General features: G+C 67.0%; 12 protein-coding genes. 8 read left to right on the top strand and 4 right to left on the bottom strand.

The window, feature by feature from the left end:
• Positions 1-160: 160 nt before the first annotated feature.
• The gene (locus WT53_RS04925; protein WP_034207872.1) at positions 161-358 is read left to right on the top strand and encodes a hypothetical protein; all 198 of its coding nucleotides are present in this window, start codon (positions 161-163) and stop codon (positions 356-358) included.
• A 110-nt stretch (positions 359-468) separates the two neighbouring features.
• Here WT53_RS04925 and proP read toward each other — a convergent pair whose 3' ends face one another.
• Positions 469-1,959: a glycine betaine/L-proline transporter ProP gene (gene proP / locus WT53_RS04920; protein ID WP_034206940.1), complete on the bottom strand. Its 1,491-nt coding sequence runs from the start codon at positions 1,957-1,959 to the stop codon at positions 469-471.
• 535 nt (positions 1,960-2,494) lie between these two features.
• Here proP and WT53_RS04915 point away from each other — a divergent pair.
• On the top strand, positions 2,495-2,827 hold the full coding sequence (locus WT53_RS04915) for a YnfA family protein (RefSeq protein WP_034206941.1): 333 nt from the start codon (positions 2,495-2,497) through the stop codon (positions 2,825-2,827).
• A gap of 34 nt (positions 2,828-2,861) precedes the next feature.
• Here the strand turns inward: WT53_RS04915 and dnaQ are convergent, their stop codons facing one another.
• The 3 genes from dnaQ to WT53_RS04900 are packed head-to-tail and all read right to left on the bottom strand — an operon-like array spanning position 2,862 to position 4,895.
• Positions 2,862-3,605, bottom strand: a complete 744-nt coding sequence (gene dnaQ, locus WT53_RS04910) for a DNA polymerase III subunit epsilon (RefSeq protein WP_034206942.1) — start codon at positions 3,603-3,605, stop codon at positions 2,862-2,864.
• A 37-nt stretch (positions 3,606-3,642) separates the two neighbouring features.
• Positions 3,643-4,086, bottom strand: coding sequence for a ribonuclease HI (gene rnhA, locus WT53_RS04905; protein ID WP_034206943.1), 444 nt, complete (start codon positions 4,084-4,086; stop codon positions 3,643-3,645).
• Complete coding sequence (locus tag WT53_RS04900; RefSeq protein WP_034206944.1) at positions 4,083-4,895, bottom strand: class I SAM-dependent methyltransferase; 813 nt, start codon at positions 4,893-4,895, stop codon at positions 4,083-4,085. Before WT53_RS04900 ends, rnhA begins: the two co-directional genes overlap by 4 nt.
• Positions 4,896-4,913: 18 nt before the next feature.
• Here WT53_RS04900 and gloB point away from each other — a divergent pair, with 18 nt between their 5' ends.
• From gloB to carB, 6 genes are all read left to right on the top strand, one after another.
• Entirely contained in the window at positions 4,914-5,720 is an 807-nt protein-coding gene (gene gloB, locus WT53_RS04895) for a hydroxyacylglutathione hydrolase (RefSeq protein WP_034206945.1), read from the top strand.
• Positions 5,721-5,871: 151 nt separating this feature from the next.
• Complete coding sequence (locus tag WT53_RS04890) at positions 5,872-7,461, top strand: transglycosylase SLT domain-containing protein (RefSeq protein WP_034206946.1); 1,590 nt, start codon at positions 5,872-5,874, stop codon at positions 7,459-7,461.
• Positions 7,462-7,619: 158 nt separating this feature from the next.
• A complete protein-coding gene (locus tag WT53_RS04885) occupies positions 7,620-8,837 on the top strand; it encodes a nitrate/nitrite transporter (RefSeq protein WP_080747752.1) in 1,218 nt (405 codons plus the stop codon).
• Positions 8,838-9,202: 365 nt separating this feature from the next.
• Complete coding sequence (carA, locus tag WT53_RS04880) at positions 9,203-10,348, top strand: glutamine-hydrolyzing carbamoyl-phosphate synthase small subunit (RefSeq protein WP_034206947.1); 1,146 nt, start codon at positions 9,203-9,205, stop codon at positions 10,346-10,348.
• Between the two features lie 37 nt (positions 10,349-10,385).
• Positions 10,386-11,057: a leucine efflux protein LeuE gene (gene leuE / locus WT53_RS04875; protein WP_034206948.1), complete on the top strand. Its 672-nt coding sequence runs from the start codon at positions 10,386-10,388 to the stop codon at positions 11,055-11,057.
• 49 nt (positions 11,058-11,106) lie between these two features.
• On the top strand, positions 11,107-14,361 hold the full coding sequence (gene carB, locus WT53_RS04870) for a carbamoyl-phosphate synthase large subunit (RefSeq protein ID WP_034206949.1): 3,255 nt from the start codon (positions 11,107-11,109) through the stop codon (positions 14,359-14,361).
• Positions 14,362-14,444: the final 83 nt, after the last annotated feature.

Genomic DNA, 14,444 nt, shown 5'->3' with positions numbered 1-14,444 from the left:
CCGTCGCACATCGATGTTGGACGCCGCCGGCTCGTGTCCGGCCAGTCGCTGCCGATTGTTCTCGACGGCTGACAAGTGACTTCGCATTCGCGCTGTTTATCCGGAGGCGACCGATCCCTAGAATCCACTCCATCGAATTACGCGTTGCCAGATGGAGCCGATGATGAAAGCCCTGATCGAATCGAGTCTGTACCACCCGTCCGTCGTGTTGCCGCTTGCCGCGCTGGCGCAGCTGATGGTCGAGCGCGATTTCAATCTCGGCCAGGTCGGGCTGATCGTGGCGGCGCGCGGCGCGCAGGCGGCCGTGTCGCGCTCGCGCGCGCTGATCTTCTGCCGTCACTGCGAAGCGCACGCATGAGCACGTGCGCGGCGCGCGGATGAAAAAAAGCCCGGCCGGCGCAAGCCGGTCGGGCGGATCGGGTTCGATCGGGCCCCGGCTTCGGCCGGGGCTTTTTCATCGAGCGACGCTCATGCGCGTGCGGGAGTCGCGACGCCGTAGAGGTCCGACTCGTCATTCTCCTCGCGCAACTGGCGCGCGAGCTGATGCGCTTCGCGGCGCGTCGCGACGGCCGGCGGCGAGCCCTTCAGCGGCTGGCGCGCGGTTTCGGCGAGCGCGACGACCGACACGACGCCGATCAACGCGGCGCCCATCATGTAGTACGCGGGCATCATCAGGTTGTGCGTCACGTCGACGAGCCACGCGGTGACGAGGGGCGTCGTGCCGCCGAACAGCGATACCGACACGTTGAAGCCGATCGCGAGCGCGCCGTAACGGATTTCGGTCGGGAACAGCGCGGGAAGCGCCGACGGCATCACGCCGGTGAAGCACGACAGCAGCACGCCGAGGATCAGCAGGCCGCCGAACACCGACGCCGTGGTGCCCGCATGGATCAGCATCAGCGACGGGATCGACAGCACCAGCAGGCCGACGCAGCCGGCGAGCATCACCGGCTTGCGGCCGATCTTGTCCGACAGGCGGCCGGCGTACAGCGTCATCGGCATCATCAGCACCATCACGATCAGCACCAGCACGAGGCTGTGCGATTCGTCGAAATGCAGCGTCGACGACATGAAGCTCGGCAGGTACGACAGCACCATGTAATCGGTCACGTTGAAGATCAGCACGAGGCCGACGCACAGCAGCAGCGCACGCCAGTTGCGCAGCAGCGTCTCGCGAAAGCGCGCTTTCGGCACGGCCTTGTCCTGCGCTTCGCGCTGTTCGGCCTGGCGCTTGAACGCGGGCGTTTCCTCGAGCTTCATCCGGATGTAGAGACCGATCAGGCCGAGCGGGCCGGCGATCAGGAACGGCACGCGCCAGCCCCACGACAGCAGCGCGTCCTGCGACAGCGACGCGGTGAGCAGCGCGACGACGCCCGCGCCCAGCACATAGCCGATCAGCGTGCCGAATTCGAGGAAGCTGCCCATGAAGCCGCGGCGCTTGTCGGTCGAGAACTCGGCGATGAAGGTGGCGGCGCCGCCGTATTCGCCGCCGGTGGAGAAGCCCTGCACGAGGCGGGCGACGAGCAGCAGCACGGGCGCCATGATCCCGATGGACGCGTAGCTGGGGATCAGGCCGATCGCGAAGGTGCCGACGGCCATCATGATCATCGTGGCGGCGAGCACGCGCTGGCGGCCGATGCGGTCGCCGAGCGGGCCGAACACCATGCCGCCGAGCGGGCGCACGAGGAACGCGGCCGCGAACGTGCCGAAGGTGGCGAGCAACTGCGCGGACGGGCTGCTGGACGGGAAGAACACCTTGCCGAGCGTGACGGCGATATAGCTGTAGACGCCGAAGTCGAACCATTCCATCGCATTGCCGATGGCCATCGCGCTGACGGCGCGCTTGAGCAGGCTCTGGTCGACGACGGTGATGTCGTCCACGGCGAGCGGGGCTTCGGCGGACGACGAAGCGGGGGAAGAGACAGCGGTCGGGCTGACGTGTGTTGCGGTCAAGGTCATGCACTCCTTTGACAGCGCCGGAACGGGCAGGCCGTCCGACACGGTTTGCCGGCGAGCGCGGGGTCGTGTGCTGCGCGTCGGGGCAGACCATCGAGCACTGACTGCGCAAGGCAGCAAAGGGCCGAGGGGCTGCTTCGACGCGGGCCCGATGGGCCGTCGCGACAGTGCGCTCATGAAGAATGGGCCGCGTGATGCAGGCGGCAGATGCCGGTGCGGACGAGGGTCCGGCGTTCCGGCAACGCCCCGGAGGGGCAACGAAACGAGAAAAGCGGGCCTGTCGGGCGGGCTTTCCTGTGGATGCAATTTCGATCGAGGCACCGGCCCGCATTATGCGGACGGACTTCTCTCAAAATCGAAAAGACAGAGATTGAATGTTGAAACAGGCGACATGATAGCACGATGACGGACGATCGTGCAAATTGACCGGAGTCGCCCGTCTGGTGGGGGCGCCGGCGCGGCCCGCTCGGGTATGATCGGCGGCGCGCGGCGCGGCCGTACCGCCCGTCGCGACCGGGCTGAATTCGCGAGGAACCGGATGACCGAACTGATGAGGATCGCGGCGCTGTTCGCCGCTACCGCGCTGGCCGAAATCGCCGGCTGCTATCTGCCGTGGCTCGTGCTGAAGGCCGGGCGCCCGGCCTGGCTGCTGGTGCCGGCCGCGCTGTCGCTCGCGCTGTTCGCGTGGCTGCTGACGCTGCACCCGAGCGCGGCGGGGCGCACTTACGCCGCGTACGGCGGCGTGTACATCGCGGTGGCGCTGATCTGGCTGCGGGTGGTCGACGGCGTCGCGCTGACCCGCTGGGACGTGGCCGGCGCGGTGCTCGCGCTCGGCGGGATGGCGGTGATCGCGCTGCAGCCGCGCGCGTAGGCGCGGCCGCACGCGCGGCGGGGCGGGTGCCGCGTCAGGCGGCTTGCGCGGCGTCCGCTGCTTCCGCGTCGCCGGATTGGCGCCACACGCAGGCGCCCTTGACCGACTTGTCGAGTTCGTCGAGCTGCGTCTGGTGCGCGGCCAACTCGTCGTCGCTTGCTGCGATGACCGGCAGATCGAGCGCCGCAAGCGACACGCGCTGGCCGTTCGCCGCACCGCCGTCGGCGCCCGTGTCGTCGAGCATGTCGATCACGAGGCTGTCCTGGCCGCGCGTCATCGCGAGATACACCTCGGCGAGCAGTTCCGAGTCGAGCAGTGCGCCGTGCAGCGTGCGGTGCGCGTTGCTGATGCCGAAGCGGTCGCACAGCGCGTCGAGCGAGTTGCGCTTGCCGGGGAACATCTGCTTGGCCTGCACCAGCGTGTCGATCACGCCGCCGCAATGCTCGGTGAACGGCGGCAGGCCGAGCCGCGCGAATTCGGCGTCGAGGAAGCCGAGGTCGAACGGCGCGTTGTGGATGATCAGCTCGGCGCCCTTCACGAAGTCGCGGATCTGGTCGACGACTTCCGCGAACTTCGGCTTGTCGCTGAGGAACTCGGTCGTGAGGCCGTGCACGGCCAGTGCGCCCGGATCGCTGTCGCGCTCGGGGTTCACGTAGATGTGCAGGTTGTTGCCGGTGAGCCGGCGGTTCAGCAGCTCGACGCAGCCGATTTCGATCAGGCGGTCGCCCGTGCGGGCGTTCAGGCCGGTGGTTTCGGTATCGAGAATGATCTGGCGCATGTCGGATAAATCGGGAAAGAGAGGGGGCGGCCCGGATTCAGGCCGCGAGCGATTCGACGCCGCGATTCGCGAGCGCGTCGGCGCGTTCGTTTTCGGGGTGGCCCGCGTGGCCCTTCACCCAGCGCCATTCGACGTCGTGCTGCACGACGAGCGCATCGAGCCGCTTCCACAGGTCGGCGTTCTTCACGGGCGTCTTCGCCGCGGTGACCCAGCCTTTCTTCTTCCACCCGTGGATCCACTCGCTGATGCCTTTCTGCACGTATTGCGAGTCGGTATGCACGATCACCCGGCACGGCCGCTTGAGTGCCTCGAGCGCGGCGATCACGCCCATCAGCTCCATGCGGTTGTTGGTCGTGTTCGGCTCGCCGCCGAACAGTTCCTTTTCTTGGGTGCCGTAGCGCAGCAGCGCACCCCAGCCGCCGGGGCCGGGGTTGCCCTTGCAGGCGCCGTCGGTATAGATGTCGATGGTGTCGGTTGTCATGAACGTTCTTGATGGGTGGTCGGGGAGGCCGCCGGCGTCAGGCCCGGTGCGAGCACGGGCTTCTTCATCCTGATCGGGCCGACGAGACGCATGCCGCGCACGCGCTTGACGGCCGTCACCATGTAGACGGCGCCGAAGATCGGCCACCAGCGGTCGCCGGCGGCCTCCATGAAGCCGTAGCGGGCCAGCCACTGATCGGTGGCGAGCGGCGGCCGGTAGCAGCCGAAGCGGCCGCGTTCGAGGTCGAAGCCGAGCAGCTTGATCCAGTCCTTGAGCCGGATGAACGCGATCTGGTCGCGCGTGGCCGGCACGAACGGGCGGTTCGCCATGCGCCCGAACGACTGTCGCATGCCCCACAGGCTGAGCGAGTTGAAGCCGGTGATCACGAGCTGGCCTTCCGGCATCAGCACGCGCTCGGCCTCGCGCAGCAGGCGGTGCGGATCGGACGTGAATTCGAGCGTGTGCGGCATCACGATCAGGTCGACGCTCTGCGACTCGAACGGCAGGTCGAGCAGGTCGCACCAGGTCGTGCTGCGATCGGCCGGCGCATGGGCCGCCGCGTGCGTTTCGCGCGCCCGCGGATACTGATACGGCGCGCTCGCGCCGCTCGCCGGATCGAGCACCAGGCCGCGATACGGCATGCGGTTCTCGCGCAGCGCGTCGAGCTGCGGCAAGCCGAGCTGCAGCGCGTGGAAGCCGAAGACGTCGGACACGATCCGGTCGAGCTGCGCCTGCTCCCAGCCCAGCACGTAGCGGCCGGGCGGCGAGTCGGTCCAGGCGGGCCAGTCTATAATTTGACGGTCAGACATAACGATGATTGCGCGCCCATGAACGAGCTGGAATACGTGCCGGTTCCGGCATTCGAAGACAACTATATCTGGCTCGTCTCGGACGGCTGCGATGCGATCGCCGTCGACCCGGGTGAAGCCGCGCCCGTACGCCGGGTTCTTGCCGAACGAGGCTGGCGGTTGACCGCTATTTTACTCACGCACCACCACGCCGACCACGTCGGCGGTGTCGAGGCGCTGCGCAATAGCCAACCGGCCGATGCTCCGCTCGCCGTTTACGGCCCCGCGGCCGAAGCGATCGACGTGGTCACGCGGCCGCTTTCGGGCGGCGATCGCGTGACGCTCGACGCACCGGCCGTCGCATTCGACGTGCTCGACGTGCCGGGTCATACGCGCGGCCATATCGCGTATTTCCAGCGGGTCGGGCAGGGCAACGCGGTGCCGCACGTGTTCTGCGGCGACACGCTGTTCTCGTGCGGCTGCGGCCGCCTGTTCGAAGGCACGCCCGCGCAGATGCTCGCGTCGCTCGACGCGCTCGCGGCGCTGCCGGGCGACACCCGTGTGCATTGTGCACACGAATACACGCTGTCGAACATCCGCTTCGCGCTCGCGTGCGAGCCCGGCAATGCGGCGCTCGCGGCGTGGCGCGACGATGCGCAGGCGCTGCGCGCGCGCGGCGTGCCGACGCTGCCCACTACGATCGCGCACGAGCGTGCCGTTAACCCGTTCATGCGGGCGGACAGCGCGGCGATCCATGCGACGCTCGAGGCCGAGCTGCACGAAACGGTGACGGATCGTCTGGCGGCGTTCACGCTGATGCGCGAATGGAAAAACCGGTTTCGATGACGTTTTCCGGAGGACTCCAAAGCTCAAGCGGTGTCTGTAAAAATTGCTCCAAATGTAGGATTTCGCTGAGTTTTCGGTGTTTTTATTGACGTGAAGCACGCACTTCCGTAGTATCGCCTGCAATTTCCAGCCGTCGGAAGCCGAGATTTTCATGCGACTTATATTGAGTGCGATGGTGGTGCTACTCCTCGCCGCGTGTGCGAGCCAGCCCCCTGTCGCCAACAACGCCGCCGATTCGCAGGCGACGTCCAACTACCTCCGTAAATCAGCCACCGCCAAAGAAACTGTCGACGTCGACAAGCAATCCGTCGGCGACCTGACCAGTGCAGACTCCGATCTCTGGGCGCGCATCCGTCGCGGCTTCCAGATGCCCGACCTGCAGAGCGATCTCGTCGACATGCAGACGACCTGGTACACGCAGCGGCCCGATTACGTGCAGCGCATGACCGAGCGCTCGCAGAAGTACCTGTATCACATCGTCGAAGAGCTCGAGGCGCGTCACATGCCGACCGAGCTCGCGCTGCTGCCGTTCATCGAGTCCGCGTACAACCCGCAGGCGCTGTCGGTCGCGAAGGCGGCCGGCATGTGGCAGTTCATGCCCGGCACCGGCCGCACGTACAACCTGAAGCGCAACATGTGGCAGGACGAGCGCCGTGACGTGCTCGCGTCGACGAGCGCCGCGCTCGACTACCTGTCCCGCCTGCACGACATGTTCGGCGACTGGTATCTGGCGCTGGCCGCGTACAACTGGGGCGAGGGCAACGTGCAGCGCGCGATCGCGCGCAACCAGGCGGCCGGCCTGCCGACCGACTACCAGAGCCTGCGGATGCCGAACGAGACGCGCAACTACGTGCCGAAGCTGCAGGCGGTGAAGAACATCATCGCGAGCCCGCAGCAGTACGGCCTGACGCTGCCCGATATCCCGAACCACCCGTATTTCGTGACGGTCACGACGTCGCGCGACATCGACGTGGCGGTGGCCGCGAAGCTCGCGAACCTGCCGCTCGACGAGTTCCGCTCGCTGAACCCGTCGTTCTCGAAGCCGGTGATCCTCGGCGCGACCGAGCCGCAGATCCTGCTGCCGTTCGACAACGCGTCCGCGTTCGAGAAGAGCCTGAAAGCCTACAGCGGCCAGCTGTCGTCGTGGACCACCTACACGGTCAGCGAGCGTGCGCGCCCGGCCGCGATCGCCGAGAAGATCGGCGTCGACGCCGATACGCTGATGTCGGTCAACAAGATTCCGGCCGGCATGCGCCTGAAGCCGGGCTCGACGATCGTCGTGCCGCGCGGCGACGACGACGACGAGGACATCAGTGCCGACGTCGCCGAAAACGGCGTGCTCGCGATGGAGCCGGACGTTCCCGATACGCGCAAGATGCTGATCCGCGTGCGCCGCAAGCAGTCGATGGCGGCGATCGCCGGCCGCTACGGCGTGTCGGTCGGTCAGTTGAAGGCGTGGAACCGTACGCACCGCGATCTCGCGATGCCGGGCCAGGCGCTCGTGCTGCACGTGCCGGTCGGCCGTGCGGTGCCGGCGGAACCCGGTCCGGAACGGATCGCGACGTCGACGGGTGGTGCGCACATCGAGCGCGCGAGCCTGGCGGTGGGCGGCAAGTCGCACGGCGGCAAGCGCGGCGCCGCCAAGTCGTCGGCGAAGCCGGCGAAGGCCGCGCCCGCGAAAGCCGCCCCCGCGAAAGCCGCGCCGGCCAAGACCGCCGCGCACAAGGGCAAGAAGAAGTAAGCGCGGGGGTGCGCACGGCGTGGCGGCCGGTAACGCCCGCACGATTGCGCTATCATCCGACGAATTCGACGAAACGCCGTCACCGAGGTGACGGCGTTTTCGTTTGCGCGCGGCGCGGCGGCGCTGCGTCGCGCGTCTTCATATGACAAGGGGAAGCGATGTCGTCGGTGCAGGTGAGGGTGCTCGCGCTGTTTTCGGTCGGGTATTTCGTGTCGTATGTGTTTCGCGGCGTCAATCTGGGCTTCGCGCCGTTCGTCACGCACGAGCTCGGGCTGTCGGCCGCCGATCTCGGCCTGCTCACCAGCCTCTATTTCCTCGGCTTCGCCGGCGCGCAGATTCCGGCCGGCGTGATGCTCGACCACTTCGGCCCGCGCCGCGTGACGGCCGGCATGCTGCTGTTCGCGGCGGCCGGCGCGGCCGTGTTCGGCGCGGCGCACGGCATCGGCGCGATGATGGTCGGCCGCCTGCTGATCGGCGTCGGCGTATCGGTGTGTCTCGGCGCGGCGTTCAAGGCGCTCGCGCAGCATTTTCCGGTCGGCCGGCTGCCGCTCGTCAACGGCCTCGTGATGGCCGTGGGCGGTCTCGGCGGCGTGATGGTCGGCTCGCCGCTGACCTGGCTGCTCGGCTGGACGAGCTGGCGCGCGATCTGTTTCGGCCTCGCGGCGCTGACGGTGGTCGTGGCGGCGTCGATCGGCTTCGGGGCGCCCGACGCGCAGCGGGCACGCCATCAGGGCGGGCTCGTCAGCCAGTTCAAGGGCACGTGGCACATCCTGAGTAGCCGCGCGTTCTGGAAGATCGCGTCGTTTTCCGTCGTCACGCAGGGCGTGTTCTATGCGATGCAGTCGCTGTGGGTCGGCCCGTATCTGCGCGATGTCGGCGGGTTCGATGCGCCGCATGCCGCGCGCCTCGTGTCGGTGCTCGGCTTCGCGATGATGGCCGGCTGCGTCGGCTTCGGCGCGGCGGCGCGCGTGCTCGAGCGGCGCGGCGTGTCGGTCTACGCCACTTGCGGTATCGGCATGGCGCTGTTCGTCGCGACGCAGTTCGCGATCGTCGCGCGCGTGCCGTTGCCGCCGGCCGGGCTGTGGGCCGCCTATGGCATGTTCGGCGGCGTGGGCATCCTGACCTACGCGGTGATGGCCGGCCATTTTCCCGCCCATCTGATCGGCCGCGCGAACACGACGCTCACGCTCGTGATCTTCCTGCTGATCTTCGCGTTCCAGATCGGCGTCGGCGCCGTGCTGTCGCACTGGCCGGCGGTCGACGGCCGTTATCCGGCGGCCGCGCACTTCACCGCCTGGGGCGTGCTGCTCGCGCTGCAGCTCGCGAGTGCGGTCTGGTACGCGTGGCCCGCGCGCGGCACTGGCCAAGCGCACTGATCCGGCGGTACGCTGGCGGCTAGGGCGGCCCCGGAAACGGGGCCGTAGCACGTCGCGCCGCGCCGCGGGGTGCGGCGCGACCGCGATCGGACGGCCATATCAATTGAAGATAGGCCCATTTTCAGGCTATAATTTGAAAGTTTGTGCTGATCAACCTCGCACCCTAGCGCCTACCTCATACATCCCGTTCATCCGCCGCACGCCGCCTGTCGGGCGATGCCGCGAAGCCTCGTGCGCCATGCGCCGGGTTCGCGTCTCGACAACGCAGGCCGCGTCCAGCTAGCGACCGCGCGCGCCCACGCAGCGCGGCGCTCGCGCGGCAGGGTAAACAGGTCGGCAGCAGGGTGTTCCCCAAGGAGCCTCCCGTGTTGCCGTCTTTTTCTCCCGCCTTGCTTGCACTCGCCGACGGCACGGTCTTTCGTGGTTATTCGATCGGGGCCGAAGGCCATACGATCGGCGAAGTCGTGTTCAATACCGCGATCACCGGCTATCAGGAAATCCTGACTGATCCGAGCTACTCGCGCCAGATCGTCACGCTCACCTATCCGCATATCGGCAACGTCGGCGTGAACGCCGAAGACGTCGAAGCCACGAAAGTCCATGCCGCCGGCCTGATCATCCGCGATCTGCCGACGCTCGCATCGAACTTCCGCATGGACCGCACGCTCGGCGATTACCTGCGCGACGAAGGCGTCGTCGCGATCGCCGGCATCGACACCCGCAAGCTGACCCGCATCCTGCGCGACAAGGGCGCGCAGAGCGGCTGCATCCTGACGGGCTCCGACGACGAAGCGAAGGCGATCGAGCTCGCGCGCTCGTTCGAGGGCCTCGCCGGCATGGATCTCGCGAAGGTCGTGTCGACCGCCAAGCCGTTCGAGTGGAAGCAGACGGAATGGCGTCTCGAAGGCGGCTACGGCATGCAGGAAGCGCCGAAGTATCGCGTCGTCGCGTACGACTTCGGCGTCAAGTACAACATCCTGCGCATGCTCGCGGAGCGCGGCTGCCACGTGACGGTGCTGCCCGCCCAGGCCAGCGCGGCCGATGCGCTCGCGCTGAATCCGGACGGCGTGTTCCTGTCGAACGGCCCCGGCGATCCGGAGCCGTGCGATTACGCGATCGCGGCCACGAAGGAGTTCATCGAGCGCGGCGTGCCGACCTTCGGCATCTGCCTCGGCCACCAGATCATGGGCCTCGCGGTGGGCGCGAAGACGCTCAAGATGAAAACGGGCCACCACGGTGCGAACCATCCGGTGAAGGATCTCGGCGACGGCCGTGTCGTGATCACGTCGCAGAACCACGGCTTCGCGGTCGACGCCGATTCGCTGCCGGCCAACGCGCGCGTGACGCACGTATCGCTGTTCGACGGCACGCTGCAGGGCTTCGAGCTGACCGACAAGCCGGCGTTCTGCTTCCAGGGCCACCCGGAAGCGTCGCCCGGCCCGCACGACATCGGCTACCTGTTCGACCGTTTCACCGCGCTGATGGACGCGGCGAAGCAGCGCAACGCTTAACGTCATCGACGCAACCGAAGGACGGGAGATTCGCATCATGTTCGGCCACGCACTCGGCATCACGGATATCTGGACCTACGTGTTCGGCGTGATCTTCATCATCCTGCTGCCGGGGCCGAACTCGATGTACGTGCTGTCGCTCGCCGCGCAGCGCGGCGTGAAGGCCGGTTATCGCGCGGCCTGCGGCGTGTTCGTCGGCGACACCGTGCTGATGGTGCTGTCGGCCGCGGGCGTCGCGTCGCTGCTGAAGGCGAACCCGCTGCTGTTCTCCGTCGTCAAGTACGGCGGCGCCGCGTACCTGCTGTACATCGGCATCGGGATGCTGCGCGGCGCGTGGAGCAAGCTGCGCGCGCGCGGCGATGCGCCGGTCGAGGCGCCGCAGGCGGACGACGGCGAGCGGTCTTTCGACAGGCCGTTCCGCAAGGCGCTGATCGTGAGCCTGCTGAATCCGAAGGCGATCCTGTTCTTCATCTCGTTCTTCATCCAGTTCGTCGACCCGGCATTCCCGCATCCCGCGCTGTCGTTCGTCGTGCTCGGGGCGATCGCGCAATGCGCGAGCTTCCTGTACCTGAGCACGCTGATCTTCGCGGGGGCGCGGCTCGCCGAGCATTTCCGTCGCCGCCGCAAGCTCGCGGCAGGCGCGGCGAGCAGCGTGGGCGGCCTGTTCATCGGTTTCTCGGTGAAGCTTGCGCTCGCGACCATGAGCTGAGCGCCGCCGGCCGACCCACGACAACGATTACTTATTGAATTCACAAGCCATGCCAAAACGCACAGACATCAAGAGCATCCTCATCATCGGCGCCGGCCCGATCATCATCGGCCAGGCGTGCGAGTTCGACTATTCGGGCGCGCAGGCTTGCAAGGCGTTGCGTGAGGAGGGCTACAAGGTCGTTCTCGTCAACAGTAACCCGGCGACGATCATGACCGACCCGAATACGGCCGACGTGACCTACATCGAGCCGATCACGTGGGAAGTCGTCGCGCGCATCATCGAGAAGGAGCGCCCGGACGCGATCCTGCCGACGATGGGCGGCCAGACCGCGCTGAACTGCGCGCTCGACCTGCACCACCACGGCGTGCTCGAGAAGTTCGGCGTCGAGCTGATCGGCGCGTCGCCGGAAGCGATCGACAAGGCGGAAGACCGCCAGAAGTTCAAGGACGCGATGACCAAGATCGGTCTCGGCTCCGCGAAGTCGGGCATCGCGCACTCGATGGAAGAAGCGACCAAGGTGCACGCCGAGATCATGGCGGCCACCGGCGGCAGCGGCTACCCGGTCGTGATCCGTCCGTCGTTCACGCTCGGCGGCTCGGGTGGCGGCATCGCGTACAACCGCGAGGAGTTCGAGGAGATCTGCAAGCGCGGTCTCGACCTGTCGCCCACGCGCGAGCTGCTGATCGAAGAGTCGCTGCTCGGCTGGAAGGAATACGAGATGGAAGTCGTGCGCGACCGCGCCGACAACTGCATCATCGTCTGCTCGATCGAAAACCTCGACCCGATGGGCGTGCACACCGGCGACTCGATCACGGTCGCGCCTGCACAGACGCTCACCGACAAGGAGTACCAGATCCTGCGTAACGCATCGCTCGCGGTGCTGCGCGAGATCGGCGTCGACACGGGCGGCTCGAACGTGCAGTTCTCGATCAACCCGAAGGACGGCCGCATGGTCGTCATCGAGATGAACCCGCGCGTGTCGCGTTCGTCGGCGCTCGCGTCGAAGGCCACCGGCTTCCCGATCGCGAAGGTCGCCGCGAAGCTGGCGGTCGGCTACACGCTCGACGAGTTGAAGAACGAAATCACCGGCGGCCAGACGCCGGCGTCGTTCGAGCCGACGATCGACTACGTCGTCACGAAGATCCCGCGTTTCGCGTTCGAGAAGTTCCGCGAAGCCGATTCGCGCCTGACCACGCAGATGAAGTCGGTCGGCGAAGTGATGGCGATCGGCCGCACGTTCCAGGAATCGTTCCAGAAGGCGCTGCGCGGCCTTGAAGTCGGCGTCGACGGCCTCGACGAGAAGTCGACCAACCGCGACGAGATCGCGATCGAGATCCACGAGCCGGGCCCGGATCGCATCTGGTACGTCGGCGATGCGTTCCGCATCGGCATGACGGCCGAGGAAATCTTCGCGGAAACCGCGATCGACCCGTGGTTCCTCGAGCAGATCGAGCAGATCATCCTGAAGGAAAAGGCGCTCGGGGGCCGCACGCTCGCGTCGCTGACGTTCGACGAGCTGCGCTACCTGAAGCAGAGCGGCTTCTCCGACCGCCGCCTCGCGAAGCTGCTCGGCGCGACGCCGGAAGACGTCCGCAAGCGCCGCGTGGAACTGAACGTGCGCCCGGTCTACAAGCGCGTCGACACGTGCGCGGCCGAGTTCGCGACGAAGACGGCCTACATGTACTCGACCTACGAGGAAGAGTGCGAGGCGCAGCCGACCACGAACAAGAAGATCATGGTGCTGGGCGGCGGCCCGAACCGGATCGGCCAGGGCATCGAGTTCGACTACTGCTGCGTGCACGCGGCGCTCGCGATGCGCGAGGACGGCTATGAAACGATCATGGTCAACTGCAACCCGGAAACGGTGTCGACCGACTACGACACGTCCGATCGCCTGTACTTCGAGCCGCTGACGCTCGAGGACGTGCTCGAGATCGTCGACAAGGAAAAGCCGGTCGGCGTGATCGTCCAGTACGGCGGCCAGACGCCGCTGAAGCTCGCGCTCGACCTCGAGGCGCACGGCGTGCCGATCGTCGGTACGTCGCCGGACATGATCGACGCGGCCGAAGACCGCGAACGCTTCCAGAAGCTGCTGCAGGACCTCGGCCTGCGCCAGCCGCCGAACCGCACCGCCCGCGCCGAAGACGAAGCGCTCGCGCTGGCCGACGAAATCGGCTATCCGCTCGTCGTGCGCCCGTCGTACGTGCTCGGCGGCCGCGCGATGGAAATCGTCCACGAGCCGCGCGACCTCGAGCGCTACATGCGCGAGGCCGTGAAGGTGTCGAACGATTCGCCGGTGCTGCTCGACCGCTTCCTGAACGACGCGATCGAGTGCGACGTCGACTGCATCTGCGACGGCGAAACCGTGTTCATCGGCGGCGTGATGGAGCACATCGAGCAGGCGGGCGTTCACTCGGGCGACTCGGCGTGCTCGCTGCCGCCGTACTCGCTGTCGAAGGAAACCGTGACCGAGCTGAAGCGCCAGACGGGCGCGATGGCGAAGGCGCTGAACGTGGTCGGCCTGATGAACGTGCAGTTCGCGATCCAGCAGGTGCCGCAGGCGGATGGGTCGAAGCAGGACATCATCTACGTGCTCGAAGTGAACCCGCGCGCGTCCCGCACGGTGCCGTACGTGTCGAAGGCGACCAGCCTGCCGCTCGCGAAGATCGCGGCGCGCGCGATGGTCGGCCAGAAGCTCGCGCAGCAGGGCGTGACGAAGGAAATCGAGCCGCCGTATTTCAGCGTGAAGGAAGCGGTGTTCCCGTTCGTCAAGTTCCCGACCGTCGATCCGGTCCTCGGGCCCGAAATGCGCTCGACGGGCGAAGTGATGGGCGTCGGCCAGACGTTCGGCGAAGCGCTGTTCAAGTCGCAGCTCGCGGCCGGTTCGCGCCTGCCGGAGTCGGGCACGGTGCTGCTGACCGTGATGGACGCGGATAAACCGAAGGCCGTCGAAGTCGCGCGCATGCTGCACGACCTCGGCTACCCGATCGTCGCGACCAAGGGCACGGCTGCCGCGATCGAAGCGGCCGGCGTGCCGGTGAAGGTCGTGAACAAGGTGAAGGACGGCCGTCCGCACATCGTCGACATGATCAAGAACGGCGAGATCGCACTCGTGTTCACGACGGTCGACGAGACGCGCCAGGCGATCGCCGATTCGCGTTCGATCCGCATGAGCGCGCAGGCGCACAAGGTCACGTACTACACGACGATGTCGGGCGCGCGCGCGGCCGTCGAGGGCTTGCGCTACCTGAAGGATCTGGAAGTCTATGATTTACAAGGTCTTCACGCTCGCCTAAACTAAGCGGTCAGTTACCTGTCGAAGCAACACGTGCCGCGATTAGGCGGTGTTTCCAGTGCATCGGAAGCGCGCTTAATCGCGGTGAT

The organism is Burkholderia sp. MSMB2157WGS, from assembly GCF_001532755.1.
GTDB lineage: Bacteria > Pseudomonadota > Gammaproteobacteria > Burkholderiales > Burkholderiaceae > Burkholderia.
Note: the sequence above shows the minus strand (reverse complement) of the source record. Positions and strands in the feature narration are given on the sequence as shown.